Here is a 16243-nt window from a genome sequence, read left to right on the forward strand (position 1 = left end):
AGATTTGGAGGTAAAGTATGAGCAAATCATTTCATATCAACACAATTTTAGCCCAAGCAGGTATTAAGTCAGATAAAGCGACAGGTGCTTTGGTAACACCAATTCACTTTTCAACGACCTATCAGCATCCAGAATTTGGTCAATCAACTGGATTTGACTATACCCGCACCAAAAACCCAACTCGTAGCAAGGCAGAGGAAGTTTTGGCAGCTATTGAATCCGCCCACTATGCTCTAGCAACTAGTTCAGGTATGTCTGCGATTGTGTTAGCCTTTAGCGTTTTTCCAGTAGGAAGCAAGGTTTTAGCTGTCCGTGACCTTTACGGTGGCTCTTTCCGCTGGTTCAATCAAGTGGAGCAAGAAGGACGTTTCCACTTTACCTATGCCAACACAGAAGAAGAGCTAATTGCCGAGCTAGAAAAGGATGTGGATGTACTTTATATCGAAACACCAACCAACCCTTTGATGTTGGAATTTGATATTGAAAAATTGTCAAAATTAGCTCATGCTAAGGGTGCTAAAGTTGTCGTCGACAATACCTTCTATAGCCCGATTTACCAACGTCCAATTGAAGATGGAGCAGATATTGTCCTTCATTCAGCGACAAAATACCTTGCAGGTCATAATGATGTTTTAGCTGGTGTAGTTGTGACAGATAGTGCGGATCTATACGAAAAACTCTTTTACAATCTCAACACGACAGGGGCTGTTTTGTCACCATTTGATAGCTATCAGTTGATTCGTGGTCTTAAGACCTTGTCACTTCGCATGGAGCGCTCGACTGCTAATGCTCAAGAAATCGTAGCCTTTTTGGAACAATCACCTGCTGTCAAAGAAGTCTTGTATACAGGTCGTGGGGGAATGATTTCCTTTAAAGTAGCAGATGAGAAACGTATTCCTCATATCTTAAATACTTTGAAAGTATTTTCTTTTGCTGAAAGTTTAGGTGGGGTAGAAAGTCTGATTACCTACCCAACTACTCAAACCCATGCAGACATTCCTGCAGAGGTTCGCCATTCTTATGGATTGACAGATGACCTCTTGCGCTTGTCTATTGGTATTGAGGATGTTAGAGATTTGATTGAAGACTTGCGTCAAGCCTTGGAAGGATGATAAAACTATGGGAAAATATGATTTTACGACCTTGCCCAATCGTTTTGGACATCATACCTACAAATGGAAAGAAGCAGAGACTGACCGTCAAGTATTGCCAGCCTGGATCGCTGATATGGACTTTGAAGTCTTACCTGAGATTCGTCAGACAGTCCATGACTATGCTGAGCAATTAGTCTATGGCTATACCTATGCTAGTGATGGCTTGATTGAAGCCGTTCAAAACTGGGAGGAAAAACAGCACGGCTATCGCTTTGATAAGGATGCCCTAGTCTTTATCGAAGGAGTAGTACCAGCTATTTCAACAGCCATCCAAGCCTTTACCAAAGAGGGTGAAGCAGTACTCATTAACACACCAGTTTATCCTCCTTTTGCTCGCAGTATTAAGCTTAATAATCGTAGACTAAACACCAACTCTCTAGTAGAAAAAGACGGACTTTTTGAGATTGACTTTGATCAATTAGAGAAAGACTTTGTTGAAGAGGATGTGAAACTTTACGTTCTCTGCAACCCTCATAATCCTGGTGGACGTGTTTGGGAGAAGGAAGTCTTAGAGAAGATTGGACAACTTTGTCAAAAACATGGAGTTTTGTTGGTGTCTGATGAGATTCACCAAGACTTAGCCTTGTTTGGAAACAAACACCAGTCATTCAATACGGTAAATGAAGATTTTAAAGAATTTTCACTGATTTTAAGCAGCGCTACCAAGACCTTCAACATTGCTGGGACGAAAAATTCCTACGCTATTATCGAGAATCCAAAGTTGAGACTTGCTTTCCAAAAGCGCCAGCTGGCTAATAATCAACATGAAATCTCAGGGTTGGGATATTTGGCAACAGAAGCAGCCTATCGCTATGGTGAAGATTGGTTAACAGAACTCAAAGAACTAATCGAGAAGCACATCAATTATGTAGTCGATGTGTTTGGAAAAGAAACGAAAATTAAGGTCATGAAACCTCAAGGGACCTATCTCATTTGGCTTGATTTTTCAGGCTATGATATTAGCGATGAAGAACTAAGAAGCCTCTTAAGAGACGAAGCCAAGGTTATCCTGAACAGAGGCTTGGATTTTGGTGAAGAAGGAGCCCTCCACGCTCGCTTAAATGTAGCCATGCCGACATCTGTCTTGGAAGAAGTTTGCCAACGAATCATCTCAGCATTTACAAAATTTTAAACATTAGCCTTCAAGAAGAGAACTCTTCTGAGAAGGCTATTTTCGTAAGAAGAAATGTGGTATAATTAAGAGATAAAGTAAAGGGGAAAATATGGCTAAATTGATTCCAGGGAAGCTTCGAATGGAGGGAGCTCAACTCTACGAAACTAGTCAGATTGAAATTATCAAAGAGAAAGACCATCGCCTCTATGCGCGTGTAGCAAATGAAGAAATTCGCTATAGCCTGGATGATGATTTGGTTTTTTGTGCTTGTGATTTTTTCCAAAAAAGAGGGTTCTGTGTGCATTTGGCAGCACTAGAGCATTACCTGAAAAATGATCACATTGGTCAGGAACTCTTGGGAAATCTGGAAAATGTGTACGAACAGAAAGAAGAAGTTGAAACTCAGGTTACTTTTGGAGGAAAGTTTTTAGAATCCATTCAAATTCCTTGTCTTTCTGAAATCTATCAGTTGTCTGCTCAGGGGCAGATTGAAGCAGGGACTAATCGCATTATTTGGACTTTGAGAGTCGGTCTTATCCAGACACAGAAATTTTATGTAATCCGAGATATTCCCCTTTTTCTGAAGGTTTTAGAAACTAGTAAACCCTACATGATTGGAAAGTTATATGAAACTTCCTTGAATATTCGTCAGTTTGATGAAAGTAGCCAATTTGTTCTGAATTTCCTTCAGGGACTTCTAGAAGATGACGCTGAAAATGCTCTCTTTTTCCAGAATCAAGGTCGTCATCTCTATTTCCCGCTGTCTTTTTTTGAGCAGGGTGTTAGTCTGCTGATGGGCTTAGATGCATTCCAATTTGACCATCAGATTTCAAGCTATCCTCATCTTGTATTTCAAGATTTTGATGGTCAAGCAGGTTTGTTTACCTTTCAAATTGAAGAAAAATCCAACTATTATGAGATGGAAATTGTTCAACAGGTAGGGCTTAATTCGTTTTATAAGGGACAAGTCTTGTTTACTAAAGGTACATTTTATCTTCTGTCTAAAGAACAAGCTAGACTTATAGAAAAATTAAAAAAAGTCCCTATTGATAAAAGTGGTAGAAAGATTTTACAATTTGATACTAGTGATCGAGATCTTTTAGCTTCGACCTTGTCGCAGTTTAAAGACATAGGAGAGGTAAAAGCCCCTGATGCGCTTCAAATTCAGTCTTTCCGTCCTTCTTTCTACATGGAAGGAGAAGAGGACGGTTCTATTCGTTTGGATATGCAGTTTCAGTATGAAACTTGCTTAGTAACAAATCGCAATGAACTGGAGAGTCTTCCTTTTGCTAGTGATATTCAACTGGAGAAGCAAATCTTTCAGTTGGCTCTATCTGCTGGATTTGAAGCAGATTTTCGTTCATGGCGTCAAAGTTTGAAAGCTGATGCAGTCCATGCCTTCTTTCAGGAAGTTTTGCCATCCTTTGCAGCACTTGGAGAATTAAAGATTTCTGAGAGCTTGCAAGACCTTTATCAGGTTCAGAAGCCTCAAGTACACATCTCATCCAAGGGAAGCCTATTAGAAATTCAATTTGATTTTCAAGGGATTGGTCAAGATGAAATCGATAGAGCGATGAAAGCGCTAGTTGAGAAGCAGGATTATTACATCAGCTCTTCGAATCAGGTTTACTATTTCGATGATCAGACCAAGCGTATCCGTAAGGATTTAGAAGAATTAGGGATAGAGGACCTACAAGATGGAGCTTTTCGAGCTCGTAAATCCCTAGCTTATACTCTATCTCATTTATTTAAGGACCAGGATCAAATTTCTTTCACCGAAGAATTTCGTAATCTGGCCCATGATTTGACGCATCCAGAAGATTTTCCGATGAAAGAGCTGAATATCCAAGCAGCACTTAGAGACTATCAGAAAAAGGGAATTCAGTGGCTTCAGATGCTTCACCATTATGGCTTTGGTGGGATTTTAGCAGATGATATGGGACTTGGGAAGACCTTGCAAACTATCGCCTTTTTAAGTAGTCAGGTTCAAGCAGATACTAGTGTCCTAATCCTTGCTCCGTCTGGCTTAATCTATAACTGGGCTGATGAATTTCAAAAGTTTGCTCCAGATTTGGATGTCGCGGTTGTGCATGGCTTAAAATTTCATCGAGAGTCAATTTTGGCAGAAAATCATCAGATTTATGTGACAAGCTATGCTACTTTCCGTCAAGATAGTGAAATTTATCGAGACCTATCTTTTGATTTTCTTTTTCTAGATGAAGCTCAAGTGATGAAAAATGCACAAACGAAGATTGCTCAAAGTTTACGACGATTTGTGGTTCCATCTGTCTTTGCACTATCAGGAACACCGATTGAAAATCATCTGGGAGAACTCTGGTCGATTTTTCAGATTGTCTTACCAGGTCTCTTACCTGCTAAGAAGGAGTTTATGAAACTATCAACCGAGAGAGTGGCTCAATTTATCAAACCCTTTGTCATGAGACGTAAGAAAGAAGAGGTTTTGACAGAGTTGCCTGACTTGATTGAAGTTGTCTATAAGAATGAACTGGAGGATCAACAAAAAGCTATCTATCTTGCTCAACTGCAACAGATGCAGGAACGTTTGGGACAGGTAAGCGATTCGGAATTTCAACGAAATCGCGTCGAAATTTTGACTGGACTCATGCGTCTGCGTCAGATTTGTGATACGCCTGCGCTCTTTATGGAGGACTACCAAGGAGAAAGCGGGAAACTGGATAGTTTACGAGATTTGCTGGTTCAGATTGCTGAAGGTGGGCATCGTGTACTTATTTTCTCACAATTTAGAGGTATGCTGGATCGGATTGAGCAAGAGCTGCCTGACTTAGGTTTGACTTCATTTAAAATTACGGGTTCAACACCTTCGCAAGAACGTCAAGAGATGACCAAAGCCTTTAATCAAGGTGAGCGCGATGTATTTTTAATTTCCCTAAAGGCTGGCGGGGTCGGTCTCAATCTCACTGGTGCCGATACAGTCATTCTAGTAGACTTATGGTGGAATCCTGCAGTTGAATCGCAGGCTATCGGTCGCGCCCATCGTATGGGGCAAGAGCAAGCTGTTGAAGTTTATCGCCTTGTGACTCGAGGTACAATTGAAGAAAAGATTCAAGAATTACAAGAGAAAAAGAAAAATCTTGTTTCTGAAATCTTGGATGGAACAGAGTCTCGTGGCAGTCTGAGTCTAGCTGAAATACGAGAAATTTTAGGGATTTCATGAGCCTATACTTGAAAAATCAAGACATTACGCTATAATGGAGTATTGAAAGGAAATAAATATGACACAAAAACGATTTCCAATAGTGGCAGATGATGAAGTCATGTTGACAGAAATGCCAGTTATGAATCTCTACGATGAGTCTGATTTCATCAGTAATATAAAAGGTGATTACCAAGATAAAAACTACTTAGAATGGTCTCCAATCACTGAAGACAAAAAGCAAGAGGAAGCCAAGCCTCTTGTAAAATCGATTGAGAAAAAAGAAAAATCCTATGCTGAATTAGCGCGTGAAGAAGCTCGCGCGGATTTGAAAAAGAAGCGATCGGCTCGATATTTGACTCAGGATGTAAGTCATACGAGACGTCAACCGAAGACAAGCCATGTGCGTCCAGCAAATCAACCGACAGCACCTTTTCAAAAGGAAAATCCAGGAGAATTTGCGAAATATAGTCAGAAGTTAGGTCAGTCTCACTATATTTTGGCAGAAACAGTTTCTCAAGTGGAACATCCAATTTCAGATGGTGAGACAAGTCATTCCAAGAAAAACAATTATGACTTTTTAAAGAAAAGCCAAATTTATAACAAAAAAAGTAAACAAAAAGAACAAGAACGTCAAGTGGCCCAAGAGCTTAACTTGACTAGAATGAGCGAATAGAGGGGAAGAAAATGGCAAAAACCTATCATTTTATCGGAATCAAGGGATCAGGTATGAGTGCCTTGGCTTTGATGTTGCACCAAATGGGGCATAAAGTGCAAGGTTCTGACGTTGAAAAGTACTACTTTACTCAACGTGGACTAGAGCAAGCAGGAATTACAATTTTACCTTTTGATGAAAAAAATCTTCAAGGTGATTTAGAAATTATCGCCGGTAATGCCTTCCGTCCAGATAACAATGTTGAAATTGCTTATGCAGACCAAAATGGTATCAGCTACAAACGTTACCATGAGTTTCTTGGTAGCTTTATGCGTGACTTTATCAGTATGGGAGTTGCAGGTGCACACGGTAAGACGTCAACGACAGGGATGCTTTCTCACGTCTTGTCACACATCACTGATACAAGCTACTTGATCGGAGATGGTACAGGTCGTGGTTCTGAAAATGCCAAGTATTTTGTCTTTGAATCAGACGAGTATGAGCGCCATTTCATGCCGTATCACCCAGAATATTCTATTATTACGAACATTGACTTTGACCATCCTGACTATTTCACAAGCTTGGAAGATGTCTTCAACGCCTTCAATGATTATGCTAAACAAATTACCAAAGGTTTGTTTGTCTATGGTGAAGATGCTGAGTTGCGTAAGATTACAGCAAATGCCCCAATCTATTATTACGGTTTTGAAGCAGACAACAATGACTTTGTAGCCAGCGATTTACTTCGTTCTACTACAGGTTCAACCTTCACCATTCACTTCCGTGGTCAAGAGTTGGGCCAATTCCACATTCCAACTTTCGGCCGTCACAATATCATGAATGCCACTGCAGTAATTGGTTTGCTTTATACTGCTGGCTTTGATTTGAATTTGGTGCGTGAACACTTGAAGACTTTTGGAGGAGTGAAACGTCGCTTTACAGAAAAGATTGTCAATAACACGGTTATCATCGATGACTTTGCGCATCACCCAACTGAAATCGTAGCGACTCTTGATGCTGCACGTCAGAAATATCCAAGCAAGGAAATCGTGGCTATCTTCCAACCGCATACTTTTACTCGTACAATCGCCTTGTTGGACGATTTTGCCCAAGCCTTGAATCAGGCTGATGCAGTTTATCTAGCACAAATCTATGGATCTGCTCGTGAGGTGGACCATGGTGATGTCAAAGTAGAAGACCTTGCCAATAAAATCAACAAGAAACATCAAGTTATCACTGTTGAAAATGTTTCTCCACTCCTAGACCATGACAATGCTGTCTATGTTTTCATGGGAGCTGGCGATATCCAAACTTATGAATATTCATTCGAACGTCTCTTGTCTAATTTGACAAGCAATGTTCAGTAAGGAAGAACATGGAATTTCCAATTAAAATCAGGGAAGCACAGCAATCAGATATAAATCAGATTTGCTTGATACAAGAAAGTATTTCAAATTCCCTAGAAATATTGAATAGAGAAATAATAGAAGAACGTATCCGCAACCATGCGGGTACGTTTCTCTTAGCTAGCCTGGATGATCAAGGGATTGCTTATATCATTGCGGCGATACTTCCTATTCCCTCTTTAAGAAAATGGATGCTTGAGATCGGAGATGAGGAATTCATTAGTGAGAACTCAATCATCCTTGAAGATTTAGCTGTTCATCCAGATTACCAAGGGCAAGGCTTTGGAACCTTGTTGCTAGCAGCTTTGAAGGAAGTTACCCGTCAGCAAAATAGACCAGGTCTTTATCTGCTTTGTGAGGATGAGTTGCTGGCCTACTTTGAAATGAATGGATTTGTGGAACAAGGGATCGTAGAGGGAGAAAGGAACAGTGAATTTGCCTTTCTCATGCGTTGGCAGAATCCCTATTATCAGGAGGAAATATGATTATTAGACAAGCTAGATTGACAGATTTAGATCGTATCTTTGAAATTGAACTAGAAAATTTTTCAATTGAAGAAGCCATTCCTCGTCCTGTTTTTGAAGCTCATCTGAAGGAAATTAAGACCAGTTTTTTAGTGGCTGAAAAAGAGGGGGAAATACTAGGCTATATTGAGGGACCAGTAGTCCCTCATCGATATTTACAAGACCAGTCCTTTACAGAAGACATTAAAGATTACAGCCGTCAAAAAGGTGGCTATATCTCTGTGACTTGTCTATCCATTGCTAAGAAAGCTCAAGCTTTAGGTGTCGGACGAAAATTATTGACCGCTTTAAAAGATCTCGCTTTTGAGCATGAGCGTGAGGGAATCAATCTAACCTGCCATGACTATCTCATTGGCTATTATGAGAAACATGGTTTTGTAAATGAAGGAAAATCCAAGTCGACTTTTGCTGGTGAAGAATGGTATGATATGGTCTGGGAAAACACGAATTAGGCATCAGAAAGGCATCTATGGTTGCTTTTCTTTAGTTTTTGAGATATAATATTATGGATTATCAACAAGGAGGTAATACCTTTGAGCGAAAATTCTCGAGAAGAAGAAAAGTTAAGTTTTAAAGAACAAATTTTACGAGACTTAGAAAGATTGAAAAGAGAAGAAGAGGTTAACGCTACCGAGAGTGGTAAGGATGAGCTTTTCTCTGATTTCAGTAATCTTTCAAAGACAGATGAATTAGTGAAAGAGCCGTCTGTAGAAGATTTGATGGAAGATTCAGTTTCACTAGTGGATGAACTATTTGCTAATGCTCCAACAGTTCCACCACGTCCATCTTTATCATCAGAAGAACCTATTGAACCAGCTGTAGTTCCAGAAAAAGTTACACCTGCAGAACCAGCTGTGGCTCCAGAAAAAGTTACACCTGCAGAACCAGCTGTAGTTCCAGCAGAAGTTACACCTACAGAATCCGCAGTAGCTACAGAACCAGTAGTACCTACTGTAGATCCAGTTGAATCTCATGTACCTGCTCAGCCGGTTCAAGAAGAGAAAGAGTTCAATGCTAATTCGACAAGGATTCCAGTTTCTTATCGTACGAATCAGGCCAAACCAAGTCCTGCTCGAAAGAATATTAAACCTCAACTGAAACCAACAGTTCTTGCAAAAGAAACTCCAAGTCAAGAACCAGTTGCTCCAGTTGAAACTAGAACGGAGCTTCCTAGAAGAAGTCGTAAAGAATCAGTGAAACCAATCAAGAAAAAGAAAAAATCACGCTTGAAAGGATTTTTCGTAACAGTATTTGTTTTATTGATTTTACTAGGTGTGGGTGGATTCTTTGGTTACCGTTATGTCGAATCTGCACTCCAACCGGTTGATGCTAATTCAAAACAGTATGTTACGGTTCAGATTCCAGAAGGGGCCAATCTTCAGCAAATTGGTGATACCTTAGAAAAATCTGAATTGATAAAACACGGTTTTATCTTTAGCCTTTATGCTAAGTATAAAGACTACAATGATTTGAAATCTGGTTACTATAATTTGCAAAAGAGCATGAGTACAGATGATATCATCAAAGAATTGCAAAAGGGTGGAACGCCTCAACCTCAAGAAGTTGCACTTGCAAATCTTACAATCCCTGAAGGTTATACCCTTGATCAAATTGCACAGACAGTTGGTCAGCTTCAAGGAGAGTTTAAAGAACCTTTGACGGCTGATGCCTTCTTGGCAAAAGTTCAAGATGAAACCTTCATCTCTCAATTAGTTGCTAAGTATCCAACCCTTCTCGGAAGTCTACCAACTAAAGAAAGTGGTGTTCGTTATCGTTTAGAAGGTTATCTTTTCCCAGCAACATATAGCATTAAAGAAAGCACAACTGTTGAAAGCTTGATTGATGAAATGGTGGCAGCTATGGACCAAAACTTGTCAGGGCATTATACTGCAATCAAAGAAAAGAATTTAACAGTGAATGAACTCCTCACCATTGCATCACTTGTGGAAAAAGAAGGGTTGAAAACTGATGATCGCAAACTGATCGCTGGAGTTTTCTATAATCGTTTGAACCTTGGTATGCCACTTCAGAGTAATATTGCTATTCTCTATGCAGAAGGTAAGCTAGGACAAAATATTAGCTTGGCAGATGATGCAGCAATTGATACAACAATCAATTCACCGTATAATGATTATACGAACCTTGGCTTAATGCCTGGCCCAGTAGACAGTCCAAGTCTGGATGCAATTGAAGCAAGTATCAATCAAACTAAGAGCGACTATCTCTACTTTGTAGCCAACGTACAAGATGGTAAGGTTTACTTTGCAACGACACGAGAAGAACATGATCGAAACGTTGCAGAGCATGTCAACAGTAAACTGACACAATCAAGCAGTTCAAACTAACTCTTAGAACAAGATTTGCTATTAAATCCCTGAATGTAGAAGAGAATCTCTTCTTTTTACGGGAATAGCAAGTCACACCAGTCTTTCCGCTATGATTAGAAACGCCTGAAATTCACAAGTTTTAGGCGTTCGGAAATTGCGAAAGTAAAAGCTTACCTCTTATTTGAACCTGGGTCTAGAAGTGATAGAATTATTAGGTTTAGGCACAATTTTTAAAAGGTTGATACTGACTAAAATCATTTAAGGAAAGCTATAAAAAGACTTTGTCTTCATTGTAAAATTATGTGGTTTACCACATAATTTTGCTTTACTAGCTAAAGAAATTAAAATTTAATCAAAAGAAAGTTGAGAAAAATGGCAGAAAAAACATATCCAATGACCCTTGAAGAAAAGGAAAAACTCGAAAAAGAATTAGAAGAGTTAAAACTAGTTCGTCGTCCAGAAGTTGTAGAACGCATCAAGATTGCGCGTTCATACGGTGACTTGTCAGAAAATAGTGAGTATGAAGCAGCTAAGGACGAGCAAGCCTTCGTTGAAGGACAAATCTCTAGCTTGGAAACAAAAATCCGTTATGCTGAGATTGTCAATAGCGATGCGGTTGCTCAAGATGAAGTTGCTATCGGGAAAACAGTAACTATCCAAGAAATTGGTGAAGACGATGAAGAAGTATATATCATCGTGGGATCAGCGGGTGCAGATGCCTTTGCAGGTAAAGTATCAAATGAAAGCCCAATTGGGCAAGCCTTGATTGGTAAGAAAACAGGTGATACTGCTACGATTGAAACACCTGTAGGAAGCTATGATGTTAAAATCTTAAAAGTAGAAAAAACAGTTTAATAGGAATGAAAAGAAGGAGTAGATATAGGGAAAGCGCTTCCTATCACTCCTTTTCTTAATTCTAAAAACTAGAGGAGACTATATGAATTCAGAAAATAAGCACAAAAAGAAAAATAAAATGGAACGTGGGTTAACCAATCGCCATGTTCAGGTTATGGCCATTGCAGGAACAATTGGAACCGGACTGTTTCTAGGGGCTGGTCGCTCTATTAGTTTGACAGGTCCGTCAATCGTCTTGGTCTATATGATTACGGGTGGCTTTATGTATCTTATGATGCGTGCTATCGGGGAAATGTTGTACCAAGATCCAGAGCAACATACCTTTATCAACTTTATTACCCGTTATCTTGGTCAGGGCTGGGGTTACTTCTCAGTCTGGTCATACTGGCTCTCAGTAGTCTTTATCGGAATGGCCGAGATTACGGCTATTGCTCACTATGTTCAGTTTTGGTTTCCATCCTGGCCATCTTGGTTGATTCAGGTTGTATTTCTGACAATACTCGGCTTAGTGAACTTGATTGCCGTTAAAATCTTTGGTGAAGTAGAATTTTGGTTTGCTATGATCAAAATCGTGGCCATTCTTGCCATGATTGCGACAGGTGTCTTTCTAGTTTTGACTGGCTTTGAAACACCTTATGGTTCAGCAAGTCTTGCCAATATTAGTGAACACTTCTCACTTTTCCCAAATGGTGCTATGAACTTTGTCATGGCCTTCCAGATGGTTTTCTTTGCATACTTGATGATTGAATTTATCGGTGTTACCACATCTGAAACCAAGGACCCTCGAAAAGTCTTGCCTAAGGCTGTTAAGGAAATTCCCTTGCGAATTATCTTTTTCTACGGTGGAGCTCTCTTAGCCATCATGTCTATTATTCCTTGGCGTGAGCTTTCTGCAGCAGATTCACCATTTGTAACGGTATTTGAACTTGTTGGTCTTAAGTGGGCGGCAGCTTTAATTAACTTTGTAGTTTTGACTTCAGCTGCATCAGCCTTGAATTCAACCCTGTACTCAACAGGTCGTCATTTGTACCAAATTGCCCATGATTCACCAAATCGTTTCTTGAAAGCTATTAAGGCAGATACCCTCTCACGCCACAACGTTCCTCAGAATGCAATCATTGCTTCTGCCGTATTGATTGGTTTTGCAGCCTTCATCAATGTACTTCCTGGCGTATCAGATGCCTTTGCTTTGATTACAGCTTCTTCATCAGGTGTTTATATCGCTATCTACATCTTGATCATGGTAGCCCATCTCAAATATCGTAAGTCTAAGGACTTTATGGCAGATGGCTATCTCATGCCCCAATATCGTTTGCTAAATCCTCTGACTATGCTCTTCTTTATCTTTGTATTTGGAACACTCTTCTTACAAGAGTCAACTGTAATGGGAGCTAGAGGTTCAGCTATCTGGATTGTTGCATTTGGTATTTACAGCCAATGGAAATTTAGAAAATAAGTTATAAACTCATCAACTTAGGTTGGTGAGTTTTTTTAGTTTGACAGTTCTTAAAAATAGGAATATAATCAAGGCGTAAGTGTCTTGGAGGAGGTTTTGATGCACATTAGATTGGAGAATACAGAGTCTCAGAAAGCACAGGAGATAGGGGATTTGATTCGCTCCTATAATCGTTCCAAAAGGGAAGCAGCTGAAAGTGAGCCACTTAATCTGTATATCGAAGATGAACAAGGTCAACTCATGGCTGGTTTAGTAGCAGAGACCTTTGGGAATTGGCTAGAAATCGAGTATTTATTTGTGAAAGAAGACTTGCGAGGACAAGGAATCGGCTCCCAACTATTGCAGCAAGCAGAGAGTGAAGCTAAAAAGAGAAACTGTCGCTTTGCTTTTGTAAATACTTATCAATTTCAAGCGCCAGCCTTTTATCAGAAGTATGGCTACAAGAAAGTTTTTACTATGAAAGACTATCCCTACACTGGACAAAGGCACTATTATCAAAAAGAGTTGTAAACGGAAAATGAACGATTGAAGAGGGAGGCACATCATAATGGAGGTAGGTTGATGGATATCATACTAGATATGGGAAATGTTCTACTGGAATGGAACAAGGATAAGATTTTGAAAGCTGTAGCTAAAACTCAGAAAGATTATCTGATATTAGACAAGGCTATTTTTCAGTCGGGACTCTGGGAAAGATTGGACCTGGGGACCTTGACTCGAGAAGAATTGGTTGATAAGGTTCTTTCTTTATTAGGGGATATCTATAAGAAAAAGGTAGAAGAAGTTATTTGGAACTGGCCTGCCTATATCGATATTTACACGGAAGTCTTTCCGCTTCTTGCACGTTTAAAGAAAAATGGCCATCGTATTTTTGTTCTATCTAATACCTCACCAGTTTTTTATGAATTATTGAAAGATCAACTAGCACCTCTAGAAAAGATTTTAGATGGTTTTGTTCTTTCCTGTAATATCAAGGCTATCAAACCTGATCGAAAAATGTTTGAAGAAATCCTCCGTAAATATCAGTTGGATCCAGCAAATTGTGTCTTTCTTGATGATATAGCAGACAACACTAACATGGCTGAAAGTTTAGGCATCAGAGCCTATCAAGTCAAACAGAGAAGTGACGTTGTAGATATTTTGAAAAAATTTGAGTAAGTAGAAAACTCTCTATCATTTAGCTGGTAGAGAGGTTTTTGTTAATAGAGATTAATTTAGTTTTCTTTAACAGATTAATTATATTATTTCTTTACGTTCAAAAATTTCTATGCTATACTTAGGTTGCATAGTAGAAAAATATTAGTCGGGGGCTAAATTGTTGAAGTCGAATTTAGTAGATAAAATAAAAGAAAAAGAAATTGATTACTGGGACTTTAAAAATGTAACTGCTTCAGGAATACATAAAATTAGTGCCTATCCAGCTACGATGGTTCCTGATATGCAATATGAATTAATTAAGCTAATTAAAAGTGAAGATTCATCTATTACAAATATTCTTGATCCTTTTCATGGTTCTGGAACAACTCTAGTGGAGGGAGAAAAGAATAACCTTTCTCCGATTGGCATAGATATTAACCCTTTAGCTAATCTTATTACAAAAGTTAAGCTACAAGGTGTTAACAAAAAATATATAGATATAGCAAACAATAGAATTGAGAAATTTTTAAAAAGCAATAGTTTCGAATTTGACAAACATTATTTTTATAATATAGAAAAATGGTATCGAAATGATTTTATAATGACGTTTAGTAAAATTCGTTGTGCTATTCAGAGAGAAAAATACAGATACGTAAGACAGTATTATTGGGTGTGTTTAATTAATATTTTAAAAAAATACAGTAATACAAGAAGTTCAACATTTAAATTGCACGTAAAAGAGCAAAACGATATTGAAAAGATGGAAAATCACATCGTTGAAGATTTTATAAAGAGCATTAACGAATACTCTCAATATTTACCTGATTATAACAGAAGAAAAAAAATTGATTTAAAAATTGGAAAATCGGAAGATATTTTATATGGAATGAAGAGCGATTCTGTTGATTTGATTGTAACTTCTCCTCCCTATGGAGATAATTCAACTACGGTAACATATGGACAGTATTCTATGTTACCAATTTACTGGATAGACAGAAAAGATATGGAAAGTTTTGACGAGAAATTAATAGATAATTATTCAAGTATTGACTCGAATAGTTTAGGGGGGAGAATTAGAAGAATTAAACAAAACTATCAATCAGATTGTTTAAATAAGTATGTTGAAAGTATAGCCACGGATAAGAGAAAAAAAGTTATGAATTTTATAACTGACTATTTGGATGTAATGGGACAAATGGGACGAATTATAAAAAAGAACAAAAGAATTGTTTTAACTTTAGGCAATCGACGAGTTGATAATAAAACGGTTCCTTTATCTAAAGTTACTCAAGAATATTTTGAGAGTATTGGATTTGAATTAGAAGCATCTATTACAAGAAATATACCTATTAAGAGAATGCCGAGAAGGTTATCGAATGTAAAAGATAAATCAGTGGAATCAATGAATCAAGAATATGTTTTGATATTAAGAAAAATAAAGGAGATTTAAATGTCCAATAAAGTTGAACAAGTACCTATTACTGTAGCAGGTAATATATTGAGTGAGTTATCAGAAAAAATTCCAAATAATATTATTGCTCTAAATGAGTTAATAAAAAATGCATACGATGCTTGTTCTCCTAGTGTCGATATTACATTGGATTCGGAATCTAGACTACTTACAATTCGAGACTACGGAATTGGTATGGATACGGAGGGAATTAAGAAATTATTCCACATATCAAGTAGTGATAAGAAATATGGAGAAATTATTTCTTATAAAGACACTGAACGCTTAACTCAGGGTTCAAAAGGTTTGGGATTCTTATCTGTTTTTAGATTTGGGAAAAAAGTATATTGGAAAACAGCTCAAAATACTCATATCTCAGAGTTTACTGTAGATTTTGATTCTTTGGTTACTGAATATAATATAACAGATAAGCGTTTAGATGTTACTCTTTCAAGTTCAGGTGATTTTATAGGTACATTAATCCAAATTGAAATCAATGATTATAATGTTAATACTTTAAAAAAGTATCTTAGTGAAGAAGTTAATCGAAATAAAATTTTAAATTCTTTTATTGATGATAAAATATCTGACGGAAAAATTTCTGCCGATAAGAACTTTATTATAAAACTTAATATAGATGGAGAGATTAACTCAACCGATTATGAAATTCAATTACAGACACAAAATAGGCCTCAGCAGTTATTTGAAATAAATTATTCTTCGTCTGATCAAAATCTGGTCTTTAGGAAAGATGGTAAGGATATTTTTTCTGAAGAATTTAGTTTTAATTCAGATAGGTATTCTCTTGATATTAATTTAGCTGCCTATTATCTCGTTTCAAAAGCAAAACGTAAGATTAAACCTTTATTCTACAATCCTAATAATAACAATTTAACCCCATTGATTTACATCAATAATAATTTGTTTAACAACTAACTGTTATTTGATACTGAATTAATGATTACAAAAAAATATAGCGAAGTATTAAAA

14 protein-coding genes are annotated in these 16243 nt (G+C 37.8%); all 14 read left to right on the plus strand.

Annotation, left to right across the window (positions count from 1 at the left end; genetic code table 11):
- The first annotated feature begins 17 nt into the window (after positions 1–17).
- The 14 genes from GEZ89_RS07415 to GEZ89_RS07480 all read left to right on the plus strand — a co-directional run bounded on the left by GEZ89_RS07415 (position 18) and on the right by GEZ89_RS07480 (position 16189).
- Positions 18–1112 carry a cystathionine gamma-synthase gene (locus GEZ89_RS07415; protein ID WP_075232191.1) on the plus strand — a complete coding sequence of 365 codons (1095 nt, stop codon included), beginning with the start codon at positions 18–20 and terminating at the stop codon, positions 1110–1112.
- Between the two features lie 7 nt (positions 1113–1119).
- Positions 1120–2286 (plus strand): MalY/PatB family protein, encoded by a 1167-nt coding sequence (locus GEZ89_RS07420; protein ID WP_153225549.1) that lies wholly within the window; start codon positions 1120–1122, stop codon positions 2284–2286.
- Positions 2287–2377: 91 nt separating this feature from the next.
- On the plus strand, positions 2378–5464 hold the full coding sequence (locus GEZ89_RS07425; protein ID WP_153225550.1) for a DEAD/DEAH box helicase: 3087 nt from the start codon (positions 2378–2380) through the stop codon (positions 5462–5464).
- Positions 5465–5522: 58 nt separating this feature from the next.
- Positions 5523–6119, plus strand: coding sequence for a hypothetical protein (locus GEZ89_RS07430; RefSeq protein ID WP_049528575.1), 597 nt, complete (start codon positions 5523–5525; stop codon positions 6117–6119).
- 11 nt (positions 6120–6130) lie between these two features.
- Positions 6131–7465, plus strand: coding sequence for a UDP-N-acetylmuramate--L-alanine ligase (gene murC, locus GEZ89_RS07435; RefSeq protein WP_153225551.1), 1335 nt, complete (start codon positions 6131–6133; stop codon positions 7463–7465).
- Positions 7466–7473: 8 nt separating this feature from the next.
- A complete protein-coding gene (locus GEZ89_RS07440; protein WP_153225552.1) occupies positions 7474–7989 on the plus strand; it encodes a GNAT family N-acetyltransferase in 516 nt (171 codons plus the stop codon).
- Positions 7986–8480 carry a GNAT family N-acetyltransferase gene (locus GEZ89_RS07445; RefSeq protein WP_153225553.1) on the plus strand — a complete coding sequence of 165 codons (495 nt, stop codon included), beginning with the start codon at positions 7986–7988 and terminating at the stop codon, positions 8478–8480. The genes GEZ89_RS07440 and GEZ89_RS07445 overlap by 4 nt, the downstream gene beginning before the upstream one ends.
- 75 nt (positions 8481–8555) lie before the next feature.
- Positions 8556–10373: an endolytic transglycosylase MltG gene (gene mltG / locus GEZ89_RS07450; RefSeq protein ID WP_322741498.1), complete on the plus strand. Its 1818-nt coding sequence runs from the start codon at positions 8556–8558 to the stop codon at positions 10371–10373.
- A gap of 354 nt (positions 10374–10727) precedes the next feature.
- Positions 10728–11210, plus strand: a complete 483-nt coding sequence (gene greA, locus GEZ89_RS07455; protein ID WP_000818756.1) for a transcription elongation factor GreA — start codon at positions 10728–10730, stop codon at positions 11208–11210.
- A gap of 82 nt (positions 11211–11292) precedes the next feature.
- Positions 11293–12666, plus strand: a complete 1374-nt coding sequence (locus tag GEZ89_RS07460) for an amino acid permease (protein ID WP_045763853.1) — start codon at positions 11293–11295, stop codon at positions 12664–12666.
- A 99-nt stretch (positions 12667–12765) separates the two neighbouring features.
- Complete coding sequence (locus GEZ89_RS07465; protein ID WP_153225555.1) at positions 12766–13176, plus strand: GNAT family N-acetyltransferase; 411 nt, start codon at positions 12766–12768, stop codon at positions 13174–13176.
- Between the two features lie 51 nt (positions 13177–13227).
- Entirely contained in the window at positions 13228–13824 is a 597-nt protein-coding gene (locus GEZ89_RS07470; RefSeq protein WP_153225556.1) for an HAD family hydrolase, read from the plus strand.
- Positions 13825–13984: 160 nt separating this feature from the next.
- Positions 13985–15253, plus strand: coding sequence for a DNA methyltransferase (locus tag GEZ89_RS07475; RefSeq protein ID WP_228113878.1), 1269 nt, complete (start codon positions 13985–13987; stop codon positions 15251–15253).
- Positions 15254–16189: an ATP-binding protein gene (locus tag GEZ89_RS07480; RefSeq protein ID WP_153225558.1), complete on the plus strand. Its 936-nt coding sequence runs from the start codon at positions 15254–15256 to the stop codon at positions 16187–16189. It abuts the gene before it with no gap.
- Positions 16190–16243: the final 54 nt, after the last annotated feature.

Origin of the sequence: Streptococcus mitis (assembly GCF_009496285.1) — a bacterium.
GTDB lineage: Bacteria > Bacillota > Bacilli > Lactobacillales > Streptococcaceae > Streptococcus > Streptococcus mitis_BP.